The 19294-nt window shown below is 63.1% G+C and carries 17 protein-coding genes; 8 read left to right on the forward strand and 9 right to left on the reverse strand.

Annotated features, from left to right (window positions below):
• Nucleotides 1–41 precede the first annotated feature (41 nt).
• Both NKH05_RS03695 and NKH05_RS03700 read left to right on the forward strand, forming a co-directional pair.
• Nucleotides 42–1403 (forward strand): pilus assembly protein, encoded by a 1362-nt coding sequence (locus tag NKH05_RS03695; RefSeq protein ID WP_023719724.1) that lies wholly within the window; start codon nucleotides 42–44, stop codon nucleotides 1401–1403.
• A 385-nt stretch (nucleotides 1404–1788) separates the two neighbouring features.
• Complete coding sequence (locus NKH05_RS03700) at nucleotides 1789–3054, forward strand: class I SAM-dependent methyltransferase (protein WP_353025044.1); 1266 nt, start codon at nucleotides 1789–1791, stop codon at nucleotides 3052–3054.
• Between the two features lie 3 nt (nucleotides 3055–3057).
• Here NKH05_RS03700 and NKH05_RS03705 read toward each other — a convergent pair whose 3' ends face one another.
• Together NKH05_RS03705 and acs are read right to left on the reverse strand one after the other, a co-directional pair.
• Entirely contained in the window at nucleotides 3058–3801 is a 744-nt protein-coding gene (locus tag NKH05_RS03705) for an MOSC domain-containing protein (protein ID WP_023719722.1), read from the reverse strand.
• Entirely contained in the window at nucleotides 3801–5756 is a 1956-nt protein-coding gene (gene acs / locus NKH05_RS03710) for an acetate--CoA ligase (protein WP_023719721.1), read from the reverse strand. Before acs ends, NKH05_RS03705 begins: the two co-directional genes overlap by 1 nt.
• Nucleotides 5757–6060: 304 nt before the next feature.
• On the opposite strand from acs, the gene NKH05_RS03715 reads away from it, so the two are divergent.
• Nucleotides 6061–6333 carry an usg protein gene (locus tag NKH05_RS03715; protein ID WP_023719720.1) on the forward strand — a complete coding sequence of 91 codons (273 nt, stop codon included), beginning with the start codon at nucleotides 6061–6063 and terminating at the stop codon, nucleotides 6331–6333.
• A gap of 46 nt (nucleotides 6334–6379) precedes the next feature.
• On the opposite strand, the gene NKH05_RS03720 is transcribed toward NKH05_RS03715, so the two are convergent.
• Together NKH05_RS03720 and NKH05_RS03725 are read right to left on the reverse strand one after the other, a co-directional pair.
• Nucleotides 6380–7414 (reverse strand): aldo/keto reductase, encoded by a 1035-nt coding sequence (locus NKH05_RS03720; protein WP_352640103.1) that lies wholly within the window; start codon nucleotides 7412–7414, stop codon nucleotides 6380–6382.
• A 37-nt stretch (nucleotides 7415–7451) separates the two neighbouring features.
• On the reverse strand, nucleotides 7452–8630 hold the full coding sequence (locus NKH05_RS03725) for an MFS transporter (RefSeq protein ID WP_352480967.1): 1179 nt from the start codon (nucleotides 8628–8630) through the stop codon (nucleotides 7452–7454).
• A 136-nt stretch (nucleotides 8631–8766) separates the two neighbouring features.
• On the opposite strand from NKH05_RS03725, the gene NKH05_RS03730 reads away from it, so the two are divergent.
• A complete protein-coding gene (locus tag NKH05_RS03730; protein WP_023719717.1) occupies nucleotides 8767–9675 on the forward strand; it encodes a LysR family transcriptional regulator in 909 nt (302 codons plus the stop codon).
• Nucleotides 9676–9742: 67 nt separating this feature from the next.
• Here NKH05_RS03730 and NKH05_RS03735 read toward each other — a convergent pair whose 3' ends face one another.
• Together NKH05_RS03735 and NKH05_RS03740 are read right to left on the reverse strand one after the other, a co-directional pair.
• A complete protein-coding gene (locus NKH05_RS03735; protein WP_352480966.1) occupies nucleotides 9743–10792 on the reverse strand; it encodes an aldo/keto reductase in 1050 nt (349 codons plus the stop codon).
• A 107-nt stretch (nucleotides 10793–10899) separates the two neighbouring features.
• A complete protein-coding gene (locus tag NKH05_RS03740; RefSeq protein ID WP_023719715.1) occupies nucleotides 10900–11562 on the reverse strand; it encodes a YggS family pyridoxal phosphate-dependent enzyme in 663 nt (220 codons plus the stop codon).
• 146 nt (nucleotides 11563–11708) lie between these two features.
• On the opposite strand from NKH05_RS03740, the gene leuS reads away from it, so the two are divergent.
• Together leuS and NKH05_RS03750 are read left to right on the forward strand one after the other, a co-directional pair.
• Complete coding sequence (leuS, locus tag NKH05_RS03745) at nucleotides 11709–14333, forward strand: leucine--tRNA ligase (protein WP_353025047.1); 2625 nt, start codon at nucleotides 11709–11711, stop codon at nucleotides 14331–14333.
• The gene (locus NKH05_RS03750) at nucleotides 14320–14901 is read left to right on the forward strand and encodes an LPS assembly lipoprotein LptE (RefSeq protein WP_023719713.1); all 582 of its coding nucleotides are present in this window, start codon (nucleotides 14320–14322) and stop codon (nucleotides 14899–14901) included. The genes leuS and NKH05_RS03750 overlap by 14 nt, the downstream gene beginning before the upstream one ends.
• Nucleotides 14902–15002: 101 nt before the next feature.
• On the opposite strand, the gene fsa is transcribed toward NKH05_RS03750, so the two are convergent.
• On the reverse strand, nucleotides 15003–15656 hold the full coding sequence (gene fsa, locus NKH05_RS03755) for a fructose-6-phosphate aldolase (protein WP_352640105.1): 654 nt from the start codon (nucleotides 15654–15656) through the stop codon (nucleotides 15003–15005).
• 90 nt (nucleotides 15657–15746) lie between these two features.
• Here fsa and NKH05_RS03760 point away from each other — a divergent pair, with 90 nt between their 5' ends.
• Nucleotides 15747–17930 carry a primosomal protein N' gene (locus NKH05_RS03760; RefSeq protein WP_352640106.1) on the forward strand — a complete coding sequence of 728 codons (2184 nt, stop codon included), beginning with the start codon at nucleotides 15747–15749 and terminating at the stop codon, nucleotides 17928–17930.
• A gap of 8 nt (nucleotides 17931–17938) precedes the next feature.
• Here NKH05_RS03760 and NKH05_RS03765 read toward each other — a convergent pair whose 3' ends face one another.
• The gene (locus NKH05_RS03765; protein ID WP_352640107.1) at nucleotides 17939–18394 is read right to left on the reverse strand and encodes a type II toxin-antitoxin system VapC family toxin; all 456 of its coding nucleotides are present in this window, start codon (nucleotides 18392–18394) and stop codon (nucleotides 17939–17941) included.
• Nucleotides 18391–18636 carry a type II toxin-antitoxin system Phd/YefM family antitoxin gene (locus tag NKH05_RS03770; RefSeq protein WP_023719709.1) on the reverse strand — a complete coding sequence of 82 codons (246 nt, stop codon included), beginning with the start codon at nucleotides 18634–18636 and terminating at the stop codon, nucleotides 18391–18393. Before NKH05_RS03770 ends, NKH05_RS03765 begins: the two co-directional genes overlap by 4 nt.
• Nucleotides 18637–18851: 215 nt before the next feature.
• On the opposite strand from NKH05_RS03770, the gene NKH05_RS03775 reads away from it, so the two are divergent.
• Nucleotides 18852–19247, forward strand: a complete 396-nt coding sequence (locus tag NKH05_RS03775) for an AGROH133_08824 family phage infection protein (protein WP_023719708.1) — start codon at nucleotides 18852–18854, stop codon at nucleotides 19245–19247.
• The last annotated feature ends 47 nt before the right edge of the window (nucleotides 19248–19294 follow it).

Genomic DNA, 19294 nt, shown 5'->3' on the forward strand with positions numbered 1-19294 from the left:
CCTTCGGACAGCTGCAGGCTGTGGCGATGGAGGCGGAAGGAATGCAGCGTTTCGGGGGTCTTGTTCAGGCGATCGGCGGCTTTGCCGGGGATCGCAGCGGAAATTTCGCGGTGCTGTTTGGTATAATCAGCTCGGTGCTGGCGCTGAGTGTCGGCTTTGCCGTCAACGTGTCCCAACTCTACAATGTGAAATCGAGCCTGCAAGGCGTCGTCGACGCTGCGGTCACCTCGACGGCGCGCGACCTGACAACCGGCGTCATCAGCGAGGCCGACGCCAGCAAATCGGTGCAGGCCTTTCTCGATGCCAACAGCACGGCGGGTATCCTGCAGGACAACCAGATCGTTCTCGACAAGCTGACCGTCGACCGGACTGCAAACACGGTTCAGGCGGATGTCCATGTCAATGTCAGCTACTATTTCCCGCTTTTCGGCACGAGTGGCATGCAAAGCGTTCCCGCATCGACGATGGCGCTCTATTCGGACAAGCAGATCGAAGTCGCAATGATGCTCGATGTGACCGGGTCGATGGCCGGCCAGAAAATCATCGATCTGCGGACGGCTGCGGCGAATGCCGTCGACAGTTTCCTGGGCGGTCAGGACCCCTCCAAGCCACGAGTGCGGGTTGCCATCGTGCCTTACGCAAATTCGGTGAATGCGGGTACACTTGCGCCCAGCAGCGTCTATGTGGAAACAAGCACCAGCCAACGCAAACAGGCGCCGGCCAATGACGCCGTGCAATATATCTCGGGCTTCATCCGTCCGGACAATTGCGCCACCGAACGCAAGGGGATCTATCAATATTCGGACGCGGGCCCCGACGCCAGCATGGTCAACCGCGACTACCTGCTGTCGTCCTTCGCTTGGCAAACCGGCACCGCCGCCTGCCCGGCCGCCACGCTGATGCCGCTGACGGCGGATGCGACGGCGCTCAAGACGGTCATCAAGAATTTCGTCGCATCCGGCGGCACCGCCGGCCATATCGGCGTGCAGTGGACCTGGTACATGCTGTCGGAGAACTGGGGTAGCATCATGAGGACTTCGCAACGGCCGGCCAAGATGGATCCAAAAAAGGTCGCCAAAATCGCGATCCTGATGACCGACGGCGAATTCAACCTATCCTACTTCGATGCGAGCACGGTGAGCGACGTTTACAATGACGCCGGTAAGGAGCCGACCCGCACGGCCGCCAAGACACTCTGCGCTGCCATGCGCAACAAGGGCATTGAGATATTCACCATTGGGTTTGACCTAAACGAAACGAATGCCAAGGCGACGCTCCAGGATTGCGCCAGCCCGGACACCGCCAAGATCAAGCACTTTTATCAGGCGGCCAATGGAACCGAACTCAACCAGGCTTTCCAGGATATAGCGCGCAACGTCGAGATGTTGACCGTAACCAGATAGGGGACAACAGCCCAAAGGAAAAGGCCGCCGCTTCTTGCGAAGTCGGCGGCCTTCCGTGTTTCCGTCCATGACGCGGTTCCTGGCGGCGACACTGGTCGCCAGCCGCGCATCTCGCGCCTTAACGGGAAGACTGCTTCCCGAAAGTGCAATCCGCTGAGGCCACGTTCTGGAAAACGAAATCACTCGACATCGGATCACCTCCTTTCGATTTGTTGAACACTCCCCCATGATGGGGTGTCACCCGGGAAATGGCAAGGCGCGGCATCCAAAAATCCTGAACAAGCGTGCTTGCGCACCCAGGCGGCTTGCGGCCGGCCGATCTGGCAGGCAAGATCGGGCCGCTATTGTTCCGGGCCACTATTTTGCCGGGTAAGGGAGGACGGGGATGGAGGCAGCCGAGAGAGCGGCCCGGATTGTTCGGACGGTCATCGAAACGATGAAGCCGGGTTTTGCGGTGAGGCTGTGGACGGGCGAGCGGATCGGCCCGGCTGCCGGCCCGGTGCTCACCATCAACGACCAGGACATCGTCTGGCAGATCGTACGTCGGCCCTCTTTATCGACGCTGATCGAGATGTGGATTGCCAAGGCGGTCGACGTCGAAGACGGATCGCTGTTCGATTTCTATGCCTTGCCCACGCACGGCAAGCTCAGGACGAAGCTCAAGACACTGCCGAAGCTGGCGATCCTGCGCGACCTGCCGGCGGTGCTGTTTTCGCGAAAACAGATGACGGCGCGAACCGATCTTTCCGGCCGCAATCCTTACGTCAGCGGTTCGAGCAAGGAGGCGATCCAGCATCACTACGACATTTCCAACGCATTCTACCGGCTCTTCCTCGACGAGCGCATGGTCTATAGCTGCGGCTACTTCAAGGACTTCGCCAACGATATCGATCAGGCGCAGAGAGACAAGCTCGACCATATCTGCCGCAAGCTTCGGCTGAAGCCCGGCGACAGATTGCTCGACATCGGCTGCGGCTGGGGAGCGATGCTCATCTATGCCGTGAAGAATTATGGCGTCGTCGGCCACGGCGTTTCGCTATCGGAGGCACAGACCGAGTTCGCCCGCGAACGCATCCGCGCTGAGGGGCTGGAGGATCGCATCACCATCGAGATAAAGTCCTATGCCGAGCTGTCCGGTTCCTTCGACAAGATCTCGTCGATCGGCATGTTCGAACATCTGGGGCTTGCCAACCATGCCGCCTATTTTTCGACCATCCATCGCCTGCTCAAACCCGGCGGCATCTATCTGCACCATGCCATCACCCGCCGCGACAAGGGCAGCATGAAGAAGACGCTGCGCAAGGGGCCGGAATTCAAAGCGCTGATCAAATACATTTTTCCGGGCGGCGAACTCGATACGATCGGCATGACGCTCGGCAATCTCGAGGCGCACGGCTTCCTCATTTATGACGTCGAAAACTTGCGCGAGCACTATGCGCGCACCTGCCGGCTATGGGCCGAGCGCCTCCACGCACGCTTTGACGAGGCCATCGCCGAGGTCGGCGAATCCAAGGCGCGGCTCTGGCTGCTTTATCTCACCGGCTGCTCGATTACCTTCGAACGCGCCTCGGCGCAGATTTTCCAGACCGTCGCCACCAGGCGCGCGCGCGGCCCAAGCGGCCTGCCGCCGACGCGGGCGGATTTATACTAATAGCTACAGGAGACGCATCGTGGCGCCGATCTCGACGCGGGCCGGTCGATCGACAGTGCAGTAGACGCCGAAATTATGGGCGTTGTGGCGGACCAGGCTGCGCAGGATTGCCGGGTCGTGGTCGAACCCGTCCTGGCCAATGATGGTGAAGCCGCAGCGGCGGCACGGCTCGGAGATGGTCAGGAGCAGGTCGCCGATCGCCAGCTTGCGCCCGATCCATTCGGTTTCGGGGAATGACCCCTCGATCTTCGGCATGTCGACGACGATGTTGGGGCGGAAGCGGCGCGGGTCGGCGGTGCCGTCTGGATGCAGCAACTTCAACTGCGCCAGCGAAGCGGTGGTCAGCAGATGAATGGGGGCTTTGACATAGCGTTCCGCCAGCAGGGGACCGGCGTATCCCGGTGTAGTATTCTCGCGGCGGAACGGCCGGATGGAGGCCGCAAAGCCGAGATAGGCGGAAATGGCGCGGTCGCTATCAGCGCCCGGTGCGGCTAGCCAGTCGCCATCCGGGACCGCAACCTCCAGTGCGCCGGCCGGCGACAGCCGGGTTCGGATGCGGGGCACCTTGTGCCATTTCACTTCGCGGTCCGGCCGTGCGATTTCATTGTTCGACGTGTCGATAAGACCAAACAGGCGGTCGCCTTCAACGGTATGCCGGGCGACCGAGATCGCCTGCTGGCGCTCGCCGGCGAGCGAGCTCGCGGGATAGCGCCAAAGCTCGGTGACGGCACCCAATATGGCTTGCATCAGCTCTTCTTGTTCTGCCGATTGGCGATCAGGTCGTCGACGACCGCCGGATCGGCCAGCGTCGAGGTGTCGCCGAGCGCGGCAAAATCGTCCTCGGCGATCTTGCGCAGAATGCGCCGCATGATCTTGCCGGAACGGGTCTTCGGCAGGCCGGGCGCGAACTGGATCTTGTCGGGCGAAGCGATGGCGCCGATCTCCTTGCGGACATGGGCGACGAGCTCCTGGCGCAATTCCTCGCTTGGCGTCTCGCCGGCCATCAGCGTGACATAGCAGTAGATGCCCTGGCCCTTGATATCGTGCGGGTAGCCGACGACGGCCGCTTCCGAGACCTTCTCATGCGAAACCAGCGCCGATTCGACCTCGGCGGTGCCCATGCGGTGGCCGGAGACGTTGATGACGTCGTCGACGCGGCCGGTGATCCAGTAGTAGCCGTCAGCATCGCGGCGGCAGCCGTCGCCGGTGAAGTACCTGCCCTTGTAGGTCGAGAAATAGGTCTGCACGAAGCGGTCGTGATCGCCATAGACGGTGCGCATCTGGCCCGGCCATGAGTCGGCAATACAAAGATTGCCGCTGGCTTCACCCTCCAGCACCTTGCCGTCACCATCAACCAGCTGCGGGTTGACGCCAAAGAAGGGCCGCGTCGCCGAGCCCGCCTTGAGGTGGGTGGCGCCCGGAACCGGCGTGATCATGATGCCGCCGGTCTCGGTCTGCCACCAGGTATCGACGATCGGCACCTTGCCGTTGCCGACAACGTTGAAATACCATTCCCAGGCTTCTGGATTGATTGGCTCGCCGACGGTGCCGAGCACGCGCAGCGACTTGCGCGACGTCTTGGTGACATGGGCGTCGCCGGCGCCCATCAGCGCGCGCAGCGCCGTCGGCGCGGTGTAGAAGATGTTGACCTTGTGCTTGTCGATCACGTCCCAGAAACGCGACTGCGACGGGTAGTTCGGCACGCCTTCGAACATCAGCGTGGTGGCGCCGTTGGCGAGCGGCCCGTAGACGATGTAGCTGTGGCCGGTGACCCAGCCGACATCGGCGGTGCACCAGTAGACGTCCCCGTCGTGATAGTCGAAGACATATTGGTGGGTCATCGAGACATAGACGAGATAGCCGGCGGTGGTGTGCAGCACGCCTTTCGGCTTGCCGGTCGAGCCCGACGTGTAGAGGATGAACAGCGGATCCTCGGCGTTCATCTTCTCGGGCTTGCATTCGGCCTTAACCGTCGCGACCTCGTCATGGTACCAGACGTCGCGCCCGGCGGCCCAGCCGGTCTTGCCGCCGGTGCGGCGTACTACCAAGACCTTTTCGACTTTCGTTCCGGCCTTGGCGGCGATCTCGATCGCCTTGTCGGTGTTCTCCTTCAGCGGGATCGGCTTGCCGCCGCGCAGGCCTTCGTCGGCGGTGATGAGGAAGGTCGACTTGCAGTCGTCGATGCGTCCGGCCAGCGCGTCCGGCGAAAAGCCGCCGAAGACCACCGAATGAATGGCGCCGATGCGCGTGCAGGCGAGCATCGCATAGGCGGCCTCCGGGATCATCGGCATGTAGATGGTGACGCGGTCGCCCTTCTTGACGCCGTGCTTCTTCATCACATTGGCGAGGCGGCAGACATGTCCGTAAAGCTCGTTATAGGTGATCTTCCTGTCGTCGTAGGGATTGTCGCCTTCCCAGATGATGGCGGTCTGTTCGCCGCGCTTCTTCAGATGCCGGTCGATGCAGTTCCAGGAAACGTTGGTCTGGCCATCCTCGAACCATTTGATTGAGACCTTGCCGTCGAAGGACGTGTTCTTGACCTTGCTGTACGGCTTGAACCAGTCGATGCGCCTGCCGTGCTTGCCCCAGAACTTGTCCGGGCTCTTGACGCTGTCGGCGTACCATTTCAGGTAGGTGTCATTGTCGATCAGCGCGTTCTTCTTCCACGCCGGCTGGACGCGATGGACATGAACATCGGACATTTCTTCGCCTTCCTCCCGAAACCAAACCGCCGGCTTGACTGCCGGCAGGATCGCAGCGTTGCGGCCGCGAATTCGCGCGCATTATTAACAGTTCGGCGATGACGGCAACATTAGACGTTGGATTTGCGCGGCGGGATGCCGCAGGTCCCTTCCCGGGTGGTGTCAGCACTCTAGCGAGACGGCTGCTAACCGCATGTTTTTGCGGCAGAAATCTGGCTCGACCGCAGAAATATCAATAGACGATTAAGCAAATGGGGTGCACAATTTCAGGCTGGGAGGAAAGAGAATCAACCAGGGGACCGCAATGCGCGACCATTCCGAAATGGACCTGATGCTCAAGGGCTATGGCTTGACCACGGCCAAGATTCTTTATCACTTTCCCGATCATCCGCATCTGCTGCAGAGCTTCATCTGGCAGGATTACGACATCGCCCCGAAATTTCCGGTGCTTATCCGCTTCATCGAGTTCTGGCAGGCCAAGCTCGAAGGCCCGCTGCATTCAGTCAGCTACACGCACCAGAAGCTGATCGCGCCGAACGAATGGCGCAAGGTCGACGGCGAGTTCGTGCTGCATTAAAGCACGCGGGCGGCAGCCTGGGAGCCGCCGCCCAGCTTTTGGAGCGTCAGACGGCGGGCGGGTTCAGCCGGGCAAAACCCTCCTGCCGGCGATAGGGAAAATACGGGTAGGGTGCGGTGACCTCGCTTGCCGTGTCCAAGATTTTCATCTGATCCGGGGTCAGTGACCATCCGACGGCGCCGAGATTCTGGCGCAACTGCTCCTCGTTGCGCGCGCCGATGATGACGGAGGCGACAGTCGGCCGCTGCAGCAGCCAATTGATGGCGATCTGCGGTATGGTCTTCCCGGTTTCCTCGGCGACAACATCAAGCGCGTCGACGACCCGATGGAGATGCTCGTCGTCGACGGGCGGTCCGAAGCTTGCCGTGTCGTGCAGCCGGCTTTTCTCGGGCAGCTTCTGGCCACGGCGGATCTTGCCGGTCAGGCGGCCCCAGCCGAGCGGGCTCCACACCAGCGCACCGACGCCCTGGTCGAGGCCGAGCGGCATCAACTCCCATTCATAATCGCGCCCGACCAGCGAGTAATAGACCTGGTGGGCGACGTATCGGGGATAGCCGTATCTGTCCGCCAGGCCGAGCGACTTCATCACTTGCCAGCCGGAAAAATTGGAAACGCCGACATAACGCAGCTTTCCGGCGCGCACGAGCCTATCCAGCGTCGATAGCACCTCCTCGATCGGTGTTGCGGCGTCGAACGCGTGCAGCTGCAGCAGGTCGATGTAGTCGGTGCCAAGACGCCTCAGTGCGTCCTCGACGGCCTTGATGAGGCGCGAGCGGGACGAGCCGGCGTCGTTGGGACCGTCGCCCATCGGCAGCGAGGTCTTTGTCGAGATCAGTACGGCATCGCGGCGGCCCTTCATCGCTTCGCCGAGCACCTGTTCGGAAGCGCCATTCGAATAGACGTCGGCGGTGTCGAACAGGTTGACACCCGCCTCCAGGCAGATGTCGACCAGCCGCCGGGCTTCCGTCGCATCGCTGTTGCCCCAGGCGCCGAACAGCGGCCCTGACCCGCCGAAGGTTCCAGCGCCGAACGAGAGCGCCGGGACTTTCAGGCCCGATGCGCCAAGATTTCGATAATCCATCTGTTTCTCCTATGGTGTACAAGGGTTCTTCGAGTTGCTACGAGCGGGCGGGTGCCGGTTCACCGAGCGTTGGGCGATCGAGGCGTAGCGCCAGCGCTGCCACGGAAAGCGCCGAGAGCGGCAGCAGGGCCGCGACCCAGGTGACGGCGCCGAGGCCGGGGCCATGGGCGATGACCACGCCGCCGAGCCAGGCGCCGGCCGCATTGCCGAGATTGAAGGCGGCGATGTTGAAGGACGAGGCGAGGCTCTGGCCGGCGCCTTGTGCCTTTTCCAGTACCCACATCTGCAGCGGCGCCACGGTGGCGAAGGCGGCGGCGCCGAGCAGGCCGACATAGATGACGGCCATAACCTGGCTGTGCAGGGCGAAGGTCATGGTGCCGAGCACCAGCGCCAGCACGACGAGACTGCCGAGAACGGAAGGCACCAGCCAGCGGTCGGCGAACTTGCCGCCAGCGAGGTTGCCGGCGATGAGGCCGCCGCCGAAGACCAGCAGGATCGGCGACACCGCTGCTTCCTCAAAACCGGTGATCTCGGTCAGCAACGGGGCGATGTAGGTGAAGACGGCGAAGACGCCGGCATAGCCGAGCACGGTGGTGGCAAAGCCAAGCAGGACGGGCGTGCGGCCGAGCACGGCGAGATCGGCGCGCAAATTGCTTTGCTCAGGCGCTGTCTGGCTGCGCGGCACCAGCAGCAGGATGATGGCGAAAGCGACCATGCCGACCAGGGTCACCGCCCAGAAGGTCGCGCGCCAGCCGAAGGCCTGGCCGAGCCATGTTCCGAAGGGGACGCCGAGGATGTTGGCGATGGTCAGGCCGGTGAACATCAGGGCGATCGCCGATGCCTTCTTGTTGGGCGCCACCAGCCCGGTCGCCACGACCGAGCCGACGCCGAAGAAGGTGCCGTGGGCGAAGGCGGTGAGCACGCGCGCACCCATCAGCGTCCAGTAGTCTGGGGCCAGCGCGCACGCGAGGTTGCCTAGCGTGAAGATTGCCATCAGCGCCAGAAGCACGGTCTTGCGCGGCCACCGGCCGGTGGCGATCGTCAGCAGCGGCGCGCCGATGACGACGCCCAGCGCATAGCCGGAAATCAGTTGACCGGCAGCTGAGATCGAGACGCCGAGATCGGTGCTGACGTCGAGCAGCAGGCCCATGATGACGAATTCGGTGACGCCAATACCGAAGGCGCCGGCGGCAAGAGCGTAGAGAGCAAGAGGCATGGCGGTTCCCACTTCGATGACGGCCAGTTTCGACGACGGGCGCCGTGTCCTCTCACGCCCGGCCCGAAAGATCGTGATGCACCGAACTGTGAACCAGCCTTGCCTAGGGCACATTGCCTGTGAAATAGATTCACCAATGGCCAGGCCCGACATCAACCGCTCCGGCGAGATCGAAGTGTTCGTCCGCGTCGTCGAGGCCGGCAGCTTTTCGGCCGCTGCACGTGCGCTGCGCATGAGCCCGTCGGCGGTTAGCAAGCTGATCGCGCGGCTGGAGGGGCGTCTTGGCGCCCGGCTGGTCATCCGCTCGACGCGCAAGCTGCGACTGACCCCGGAAGGGGCGGCCTTCTTCGACAGCGGCGTGCGCATCCTGGCCGACATGGCGGTAGCCGAGCGCGAGGCAGCGGCGGGTGCCGCGCCGCGTGGCCGGCTGCGGATCAATAGCTACGTGCCTTTCGGGCAGCACCGGCTGATCCCGCTTTTGCCGCGTTTTCTAGAACGATACCCCGAAATCTCGGTCGATCTGGTGTTGACCGACAGTGTTATCGACCTGATGGAGGAGCGCGCCGACGTCGCCATACGTGCCGGCCCGCTCGGCGAATCACGGCTAGTGGCGCGCAAGCTCGGGCAGAGCCGGGTGGTCGTCGTTGCCGCGCCATCGTATCTCGAAGCGCGTGGCACACCCAAGACGCCCGCCGATCTCGATCGTCACAACCGGATGGGCTTCTGTTTCGTGCGCCACGTCGAGGGCTGGCCTTTTGTCGACGCGGCCGGCAAGCCGATCACCATATCGATCGTTGGAAACACGCTGGTCAGCGACGGCGAGGCGATGCGGTTGATGGCGCTCTCAGGGGCGGGCATCGCCCGGCTGGCACGCTGGCACGTGGAGGCCGACATTGCCGCCGGCCGGCTGCTGCCGCTGCTGGAAGAGTTCAACCCCGGCGACGAGGAACTGACCCATGCGGTTTATGTCGGCCAAGGCAAGCATTTGCCGGCGCGGGTACGGGCCATTTTAGATTTCCTGGCCGAAACCGCGCGGCTGGGCTGAAGCGGAAGGCATTCGGGAGCCACTTGGCTCCCGAATTTGGCTGCCGAAATGTCACGTCGACAAGGAACTACTTCTTTGGCGTGAACGGCGCCGGCCTGCGGCCCGCCGCCTGGCGTTCGAGCATCCAGCCCGGATATTCGGGCGGGAGCGCGCTGACTTCGTCGAGACGAGCAAGATCGTCGGCATCGAGCTTCAACTCGGTCGCCGCAAGGTTCTGTTCCAACTGGTCCATGCGGCTGGCGCCGATGATGACGCTCATCACGAACGGTTTGGCCAGGACAAAGCCGAGCGCCACCGTGGCGACGCTGACGCCGTGCTGGGCGGCGATCTCGCGCATGACGGCGACCGCTGCCCAGGCACGGTCCTCATTGACCGGCGGGAAATTGAAGCTGGCGCGGCGACCTTCGCCATTGCCGGGGGCACCGGGTCCGTACTTGCCCGAGAGCAGGCCGCCCGCCATCGGTGACCAGACCATCAGCCCGAGCTTCTCCTCGTTGAGCAGCGGCACGATCTCGCGCTCGAGATCGCGGCCAGCGATCGAGTAATACGATTGGACGGTTTCGAAACGGGCAAAGCCCTTGCGCTCGGCAATACCCAACGCCTTGGCGATGCGCCAGGCCTGCCAGTTCGAGACGCCGACATAGCGGACCTTGCCAGCGGCAACCAGGTCGTCGAGCGCCCGCAGCGTTTCGTCTATCGGCGTGACCGTGTCGGTGCCGTGCAGCTGATAGAGATCGATATGGTCCAGCTGCAGCCGTTCGAGGCTACCTTCGACCGAATCCATGATATGGCCGCGCGAAGAACCGCGCTGGTTCGGGCCGCCGCCCATGGCGCCGTGAACCTTGGTGGCGATGATCACGTCCTGCCGATTAACGCCGAGATTTCTCAGCGACTGGCCGAGAAGCCGTTCCGAGGCGCCGAAGGAATAGACATCCGCCGTGTCGAAGAAATTGACGCCGGCGGCGAGCGAGCGGGCGACGATCTCGTCGACGCCATCCTGGTCGAGGCTGGCGATCAGGCCCCATTGGGCATTCTCGCCGGCGGCGCCGAATGTCATCGTACCGAGGCAAAGTTCGGAGACGAACATCCCCGTATTTCCAAGTTGATTGTAACGCATGGTGGCTCCAGAGGCTTTGGGATAACTCGAACCATATAGGAACGAAACGTTCCGTTTCTATTGCTGGCATAGTCAGCGTCAGCCTGTGGCCTAAGGCCGGCTGCGCCTCATCTGGCGCCGAAAATCGCCGATCCAACCCTGACACTTGTCGCGCCGAAGGCGATCGCCGTTTCGTAGTCGCCGGACATGCCCATAGAGAGCTTGTCAACGCCGGCCTCAAGCCCAAGCTTTTCTAGCAGCGCGAAATGCGGACCGGGGTTCTCGTCCGCCGGCGGAATGCACATCAGCCCTTCGATGGCGAGGGCGTGAACCGAGCGGCAGCGGGCCACGAAGGCGACGGCCTCGCGCGGCTCGATGCCGGCCTTTTGCGGCTCCGAGCCGGTGTTGACCTGGACGTAGAGCCTTGGCGTCCTGCCCTGCCTGGCGATTTCCTTGCCGAGTTCGGCGGCGATCTTTTCACGGTCGACGGTTTCGATGACGTCGAACAGCGCCACCGCTTCCTTTGCCTTGTTCGATTGCAACGGCCCGATCAGGTGCAGCTCGATGTCGGGGAAAGCTTCCTTCAGCGCCGGCCACTTGGCTTGCGCCTCCTGGACGCGGTTCTCGCCGAAGACGCGCTGGCCGGCCTCGATAACCGGACGGATATCGGTGGCATCGAAGGTTTTCGAGACCGCAACCAGCGTCACCGCCCCGGCCTCGCGTCCGGCCTCGCGCTCGGCAGTGGCGATCCTTGCCTTGACGGTGAAAAGCTGTTCGACGGCGCTCGCCATGCCTATATCCTGCCTGTGTTTGGCTTTTCGCCGGATCGCCGCAGTTGACGGGTCCGGTAATCCATGGTGAACACCGCGACGACATTTCCTGAGCCGCCCGGGCATTGTCCGGCGGCTCGCGCATGCTTTTAAGTGAAAAACACCCGATGGCAACCGAACGATACAATCCGCGCGCGTCAGAGCTCAAATGGCAGAACGCCTGGGACGCCAAGAAGCTGTTCGAAGCCGACAACGATGACCCGCGCCCGAAATACTACGTGCTGGAGATGTTCCCCTATCCATCGGGGCGCATCCATATCGGCCATACCCGCAACTATACGATGGGCGACGTGGTGGCGCGCTACAAGCGGGCCAAGGGTTTCAACGTGCTGCACCCGATGGGCTGGGACGCCTTTGGCATGCCAGCCGAAAACGCAGCAATGCAGAACAAGGTCCATCCCAAGGACTGGACCTATCAGAACATCGCTGCCATGCGCGAGCAACTCAAGGTCATGGGCCTGTCGCTCGATTGGGCACGCGAGTTCGCTACCTGCGATGTCGATTATTACCACCGCCAGCAGATGCTGTTCCTCGATTTCGTCGAGAAGGGCCTGGTGACGCGCAAATCCTCCAAGGTCAACTGGGATCCGGAGGACATGACGGTGCTTGCCAACGAGCAGGTCATCGACGGGCGCGGCTGGCGCTCGGGCGCGCTGGTGGAACAGCGCGAGCTGACGCAATGGTTCTTCAAGATCACCGACTATGCGCAGGATCTGCTGGATTCGCTCGACCAGCTCGACGACTGGCCGGAAAAAGTGAAGCTGATGCAGGCGAACTGGATCGGCCGTTCTGAAGGCCTGCTGATCCGCTGGCCGCTGGCCAAGCCAGTCGCCGGCGAGCATGAGCTCGAAGTCTATACGACAAGGCCCGACACCATCTTCGGCGCCTGCTTCATGGCGATTGCGGCCGACCATCCGCTGGCCAAAAAGGCGGCCGAAGACAATCCGGCGCTGGCAAAGTTCATCGACGAGGTCCGCCACATGGGCACGTCGGTGGCGGCCCTGGAGACGGCCGAGAAGAAGGGCTTCGATACCGGCATCCGCGTCGTCCATCCGTTCGACGAGAAGTGGACGCTGCCCGTCTACGTCGCCAATTTCGTGCTGATGGACTACGGCACCGGCGCCGTTTTCGGCTGCCCGTCCGGTGACCAGCGCGACCTCGACTTCGCCAACAAATACGGCCTGCCGGTCATTCCAGTGGTGATGCCGGAAGGCGAGAATCAAGGAAGCTTCCAGATCATCGACGAGGCCTATGTCGGCGACGGCGTGATGATCAATTCGCGCTTCCTCGACGGCATGAAGCCGGATCAGGCATTCGACGAGGTGGCGAAGCTGCTCGAACAGAAGACCATCGGCAACCGGCCGATGGCCGAGCGCAAGGTGAATTTCCGCCTGCGCGACTGGGGCATTTCGCGCCAGCGCTATTGGGGCTGCCCGATCCCGATGATCCATTGCGAGGATTGCGGCGTTGTGCCGGTGCCGAAAGCCGACCTGCCGGTCAGGCTGCCTGACGATATCGAGTTCGACCGGCCGGGCAATCCGCTCGACCGTCATTCGACATGGCGGCACGTCAAATGCCCGCGTTGCGGCAAGGATGCGCGGCGCGAAACCGACACGATGGACACGTTCGTCGATTCGTCGTGGTATTTCGCGCGCTTCACCGCGCCCTGGGCCAACGATCCGACCGATCCCAAGGCCGCGACTGAATGGCTGCCGGTCGACCAGTATATTGGCGGCATCGAGCACGCCATTTTGCACCTGCTCTATTCGCGCTTCTTCACCCGCGCCATGCGCGAGACCGGCCATGTCGATCTCGCCGAGCCGTTCAGGGGCCTGTTCACGCAAGGCATGGTGGTGCACGAGACGTATCGGGTTGGCGGCGCCTCGAACGGCCGCTGGCTTGCGCCCAGCGAGGTCAGGCTGGAGGACGCCGACGGCAAGCGCCGCGCCTTCGAAATCGCCACTGGCGAAGAGGCGGTGATCGGTCCGCTCGAAAAAATGTCGAAGTCGAAGAAGAATACCGTTAGCCCGGAAGAGATCACCGACGGCTACGGCGCCGATACGGCGCGCTGGTTCATGCTGTCGGACTCGCCGCCCGAACGCGATGTCGAATGGACCGACGAGGGTGCGGCCGGCGCGCATCGCTTCATCCAGCGCATCTGGCGGCTGGTGTTGACGGCTGCCGATTCGCTCGCCGGAGTTCGGCCAGAGGCGGCGAAGGACGGCGAGGCCGGAACAGTGTCCAAGGCCGCGCACAAGATCCTCAAGTCTGTCGGCGAGGATATTGAAAAGCTCGCCTTCAACCGTGCCATCGCCCGTATCTATGAGCTCGCCAATGCCTTGACCGTACCGCTCAACGAGGCAGCCGAAGGCAAGGCCGGTCCGGCGCTCCAAGCGGCCTGCCGTGAAGCCGTCGAGATCCTGGTGCACCTGATCGCGCCGGTCATGCCGCATCTGGCCGAGGAGTGCTGGCAGACGCTCGGCGGCACCGACCTTGTCGCCGAACGGCCCTGGCCGGACTACGATCCCTCGCTTGTCGTCGACGCCGAGATCGTGCTGCCGGTCCAGGTCAACGGCAAGAAGCGCGGCGATTTGACAATTGCCCGCGACGCGGACCAAGGTGCGGTCGAAAAAGCGGTTCTGGCTCTCGACTTCGTGCAGAAAGCGCTCGAAGGTAAGGCACCGCGCAAGGTGATCATCGTGCCGCAGAGGATCGTCAATGTTGTTGCCTGATCCGAAAAAAGCGGAGCTGACGCCGCGCCGTATCATGCTCTACGGGCTGCTCGCTTCGGTGGCGCTGGTTTCCGCCTGCACGGTGCGGCCGCTCTATTCAAGCGCGCCGCTGATCGCCGGCTCTCAGGTCGGCGCTGCTGCCGAACTGGCATCGATCTCGGTCAAGCCGGTCAAGACCCGCTACGCCCAGCAGGTCCGCAACAATCTGATCTTCGCGCTCGGCCAGGGCGCCGGCGAGCCTGCTTCGCCGGTCTATTCGCTTGATCTCGGCGTCTCCGAACTCGTCGAATCGGCGGCAATCGAGCAGGTCACGACCGACGAGGACGAGCCGACCGCCGGCACAGTGACGCTGACCGCCAACTATGTGCTGAGCGATGCCAAGACCGGCACGGTCATAGCGAGGGGCAAGCGCTCTATCCCGTCCTCATACGATAGGCCGCGCCAGGAATTCGCGTCGTATCGGGCGCAGATCGACGCCGAGAACCGCGCGGCGCGCGAACTGGCGGATGTGCTGCGGCTGTCGATCGCCCAAGATCTGATCAAGCACGGCAAGCCGGCGGCAAGCTAGGTCTCTCCATCCTGGATTGAAGCGCTCCGTCTGTGGCGGATTGCGCTGTCAGCAAGAGGCCGATTGCTCGGCCTTTTTTGTTCGACGTAGGATATTTCGCTTCAGCCGATCTTCTGGCCGGTCTTTGCCCAGTCGGCGAGAAACTGCTCCAGGCCCTTGTCGGTCAGCGGGTGCTTGACCAGCGCCTTGAGCGTCGCCGGCGGGGCGGTGATGACGTCGGCGCCGATCAGTGCCGCCTGTTTGACATGGTTCACCGTGCGCACAGAAGCGGTCAGGATTTCGGTCTGGAAATCATAATTGTCGTAGATGGTGCGGATATCGGCAATCAGTTCCATGCCGTCCCAACCGCTGTCGTCGATGCGGCCGACGAAGGGCGAGATGAAGGAGGCGCCGGCCTTGGCGGCGAGCAGCGCCTGGGTGGCCGAGAAGCACAGCGTGACGTTGACCATGCGGCCGTCCGACCGGATGTCCTTGCAGGCTCTCAGGCCGTCGAGCGTCAGCGGCACCTTGATGCAGACATTGTCGGCGATCCTGGCCAGGATCTTGGCCTCCGTCATCATATCCTTGTACTCGGTGGCAACGACTTCGGCTGAGACCGGTCCCTTGACGATCTCGCAGATCTCTCTGGTGACGTCGGCGATCTTGCCGCCCGATTTCAGGATCAGCGACGGATTGGTGGTTACGCCGTCGAGCAGCCCCAAATCGTTCAGCTCACGGATTTCCTTGACATCGGCGGTGTCGACAAAAAATTTCATGGCGGTCTCCTGAAGATTTTTCATGTGCAGGTCATGCACATTCGGGGTCGGACTTTGATCTAGACCAAAGTCGGGGCAAGGTCACGCCTCATGATCGAAGATTCGCCCTTTGTCGCGGCCGCACCGGTGCTGGTCCCAATGCCTGCTGAGCGCCCCTACACCTATGCTGTGCCGGCTGGCATGCGCGTGGTGCCGGGCTCGATCGTGCGCGTTCCGCTTGGGCCCCGCCAGGTCGCCGGCATCGTCTGGGACGGCGCCGTCGAAAAGGTCGACGCGAAGAAATTGCGGCCGATCGAGCAGGTTTTCGACTGCCCGCCGATCGACCGCGCGATGCGGCGTTTTGTCGATTGGGTGGCGCAGTACACGCTGTCGCCGCCCGGCATGGTGGCGCGCATGCTGCTCAGGGCGCCGGAGGCGTTCGATCAGGAGCCGTGGATCGAAGGGCTGCAGCGCACCTTCGCCAAGCCCGACCGGATGACGGAGGCGAGGACGCGCGTGCTGGAAACGGCCGAAGGTGGGCTCGCCTGGACGCGGTCGGGCCTGGCGCATGCGGCAGGCGTGTCGTCGACGGTGGTGGACGGGCTGAGGGCGCAGGGGGTATTCGAGACGGTGATGATCCCGCCGCGGCCGGTGGTCGCAGCACCCGATCCCGGCTACGCCGTGCCGGCACTGATGCCCGACCAGAGCGATGCCGCCGAGATGCTGCGCGCCAATGTCGCGGCCGGCATATTCGGCGTCACTCTGCTTGACGGTGTAACCGGATCCGGCAAGACGGAGGTCTATTTCGAGGCGGTTGCGGCCGCGCTCGATCGCGGCACGCAAGTGTTGATCCTGCTGCCGGAAATCGCGCTGACCCACGCCTTCCTCGAGCGCTTTCAGGAGCGGTTCGGCGCCAAGCCGGCTGAGTGGCACTCGGACCTGCCGCCAAGAATGCGCGAAAAGGTCTGGCGGCAGGTGGCGGAAGGCGGCGTGCGGGTGGTCGCAGGCGCGCGCTCGGCGCTGTTCCTGCCGTTCAGGGAGCTTGGGCTGATCGTCGTCGACGAAGAGCACGACCCCGCCTACAAGCAGGAGGATCGCGTCTTTTACAACGCGCGCGACATGGCCGTGGTGCGCGGCCATATCGGCGGGTTTCCGGTCGTGCTCGCCTCGGCGACACCGTCGGTCGAAAGCCGGGTCAATGCCAGCCAGGGCCGCTACAGCAGGGCGGTGCTTTCGGCGCGCTTTGCCGAGGCGGCACTTCCCGATCTCAAGACGATCGACATGCGCCGTGCGCCGCCTGCACGCGGCGGCTTCCTGTCGCCTGTACTGCTCGGCCATATACGGCAGACGCTGGAAAGAAAGGAACAGTCGCTGCTGTTTCTCAACCGGCGCGGCTATGCGCCGCTGACGCTCTGCCGGGTCTGTGGCCACCGCTTCGGCTGTCCGGTCTGCTCGGCCTGGCTGGTCGAGCACCGCTTTCGCGGTCAGCTCGTCTGCCACCATTGCGGGCACAATGAACGCCGGCCCGAGGCCTGCCCGGAATGTGGCACGCTCGATCATCTGGTCGCCTGCGGGCCGGGCGTAGAGCGCATCGCCGAGGAGGTCGTCGCGCATTTCCCTGATGCCCGCACCATCGTACTGTCGTCCGACCTGATGGGCGGCGTGCGGCGGCTGCGGCTCGAGCTCGAAGCCATAGCCAATGGCGAGGCCGACATCGTCATCGGCACGCAACTCGTCGCCAAGGGCCACAATTTCCCCAACATGACGCTCGTCGGTGTCGTCGATGCCGATCTCGGCCTGGCCAATGGCGACCCACGCGCCGCCGAGCGCACCTTCCAACTGCTCAGCCAGGTGACCGGCCGCGCCGGCCGCACCGGCAAGAAGAGCCTTGGCCTGCTGCAGACCTTCCAACCCGACCACCCGGTGATGCGGGCGATCGTCTCCGGCGATGCCGAGGCCTTCTACGAGCGCGAGATCGCCGAACGCGAGCGGGCGGGGCTGCCGCCCTTCGGCCGGCTCGCCGGCGTCATCGTCAGCGCGGCGACCCGGGCGGAAGCCGAAGGGCACGCCCGCGGCCTGCGCCGTGCCGCGCCGCAAGCCATCGACCTGTTCGTCCTCGGTCCGGCCGAGGCGCCGCTGTCATTGATCGGCGGCCGCCATCGCTTTCGCCTACTGATCCAGGGCGAGCGGCGCGCCGACATGCAAGGGTTCATCCGCACCATGCTGGCCGAGGGACCGAAGATAAGGGCCTCGGTGCGGGTCCAGGTCGATATCGACCCGCAAAGCTTTTTGTAAGGTGTCGATTACCCTTTCGAGACGCGTTCGGTGAATGGGTTCAGGTAAGGCACGTCGAGAATCGCAAAATGCCGGGTGTTGGCCGTCAAAACTGACAGGCCGTGCAAACGGGCGGTAGCTGCGATCAGAACGTCCGCCAGTCCCGGATTGGCGCCTCTGGCGATAGTGGCGTCTTCCAGTTTTCCGGCTTCTCGCGCGATTGCTAAATCGATGGGAAGGATGCGCTGGTTGAACTCTAGAAGCAACCTTTCGAACCACTCATTGATGCGCTCCGCCTTCATATGCCCGCCCGCCCGCTTCAGTTTCGCGATTCCTCGTTCCACCTCCAAGATGACGATCGACGAGAGCTGCCAAGAGCCGCGTTCTCCTTGTACAGCAACCCAGTTCTGCACGTGTGACGGAAGCAGAGGCCTACCAGGTGCAAATGCCGAGAGAAAAGACGTATCAAGCAGATAGCCGGTCAAAACTCCACTTCCCGCGACGGCGATTCGTTTCGCTCAAGCTCGATGCCGCCTGGATACCGAAGCAGGAAATCCACGAAGTCTTTTTGGCTGTTCTGCGGATAAAGTTTCCGTCCCTCACCGATTGGCACCACCATGACTGCGGGCTTGCCGTGCTTGGTGATAACCGTGGGCTCACCGTTCTCAGCGGCCTCCACGAGCGCGGAAAGGCTGGCCTTTGCCTCTCGCAGTTGCATCGTCTTCATGCGCGGAACCCCTTGTGGTCTCATGTAGTCACAATATAGGAATTGTGCAGAAAAAAACAGCCCATTGTTTAACGTCCTGTTAGCCCGGTCGAGACAACGGTCGCGCTCGCGTTGAGCTGACGCGCCCTGCAAATTGCCGACGGCCCATCTGGCGCATGTCAGTTGCTTCGCTAGAATGCCCGAAATTTTGAATATCCATTTACGAGGGGACAAGGATGGAATTTGCGTTTCCATGGCCGATGAGCCAGGGCGAGTGGCTGGCATGGTCGAGCGCGGTCGCGACTCTATTGCTCGGCCTGTTGCTATTCCTGGCTCCACAGCTGGCGTTCCGCATCCTGCGGCTGCAGGTCAGACCGGAGAAGGCAGCGGCGATCGCCGAGGGGCGCGGCCGGATGTCGGGCTTCTATCTCGGCGTCAGCCTGTGCTGCATCCTCTTGGCGCAGCCGCTGCTCTACATGGCGCTCGGCTTCTCCTGGCTATTCACCGCCTTCGGCCGGCTGCTGTCGATGATGTCGGACGGCGCCAATACGCCGTTCAACTGGGCATCCATCGTCGTCGAGCTGGTGCTGGCGGCGCTGCCGCTCGCGTTCGCCTTCGGCTTTTTGCCCTGAATCACAGAGCAATCCGGGGTTGGTTGCTGAACTCGGCGAGCGGATGC

The organism is Mesorhizobium sp. M1399, from assembly GCF_040317735.1.
Taxonomy (GTDB): Bacteria; Pseudomonadota; Alphaproteobacteria; order Rhizobiales; family Rhizobiaceae; genus Mesorhizobium.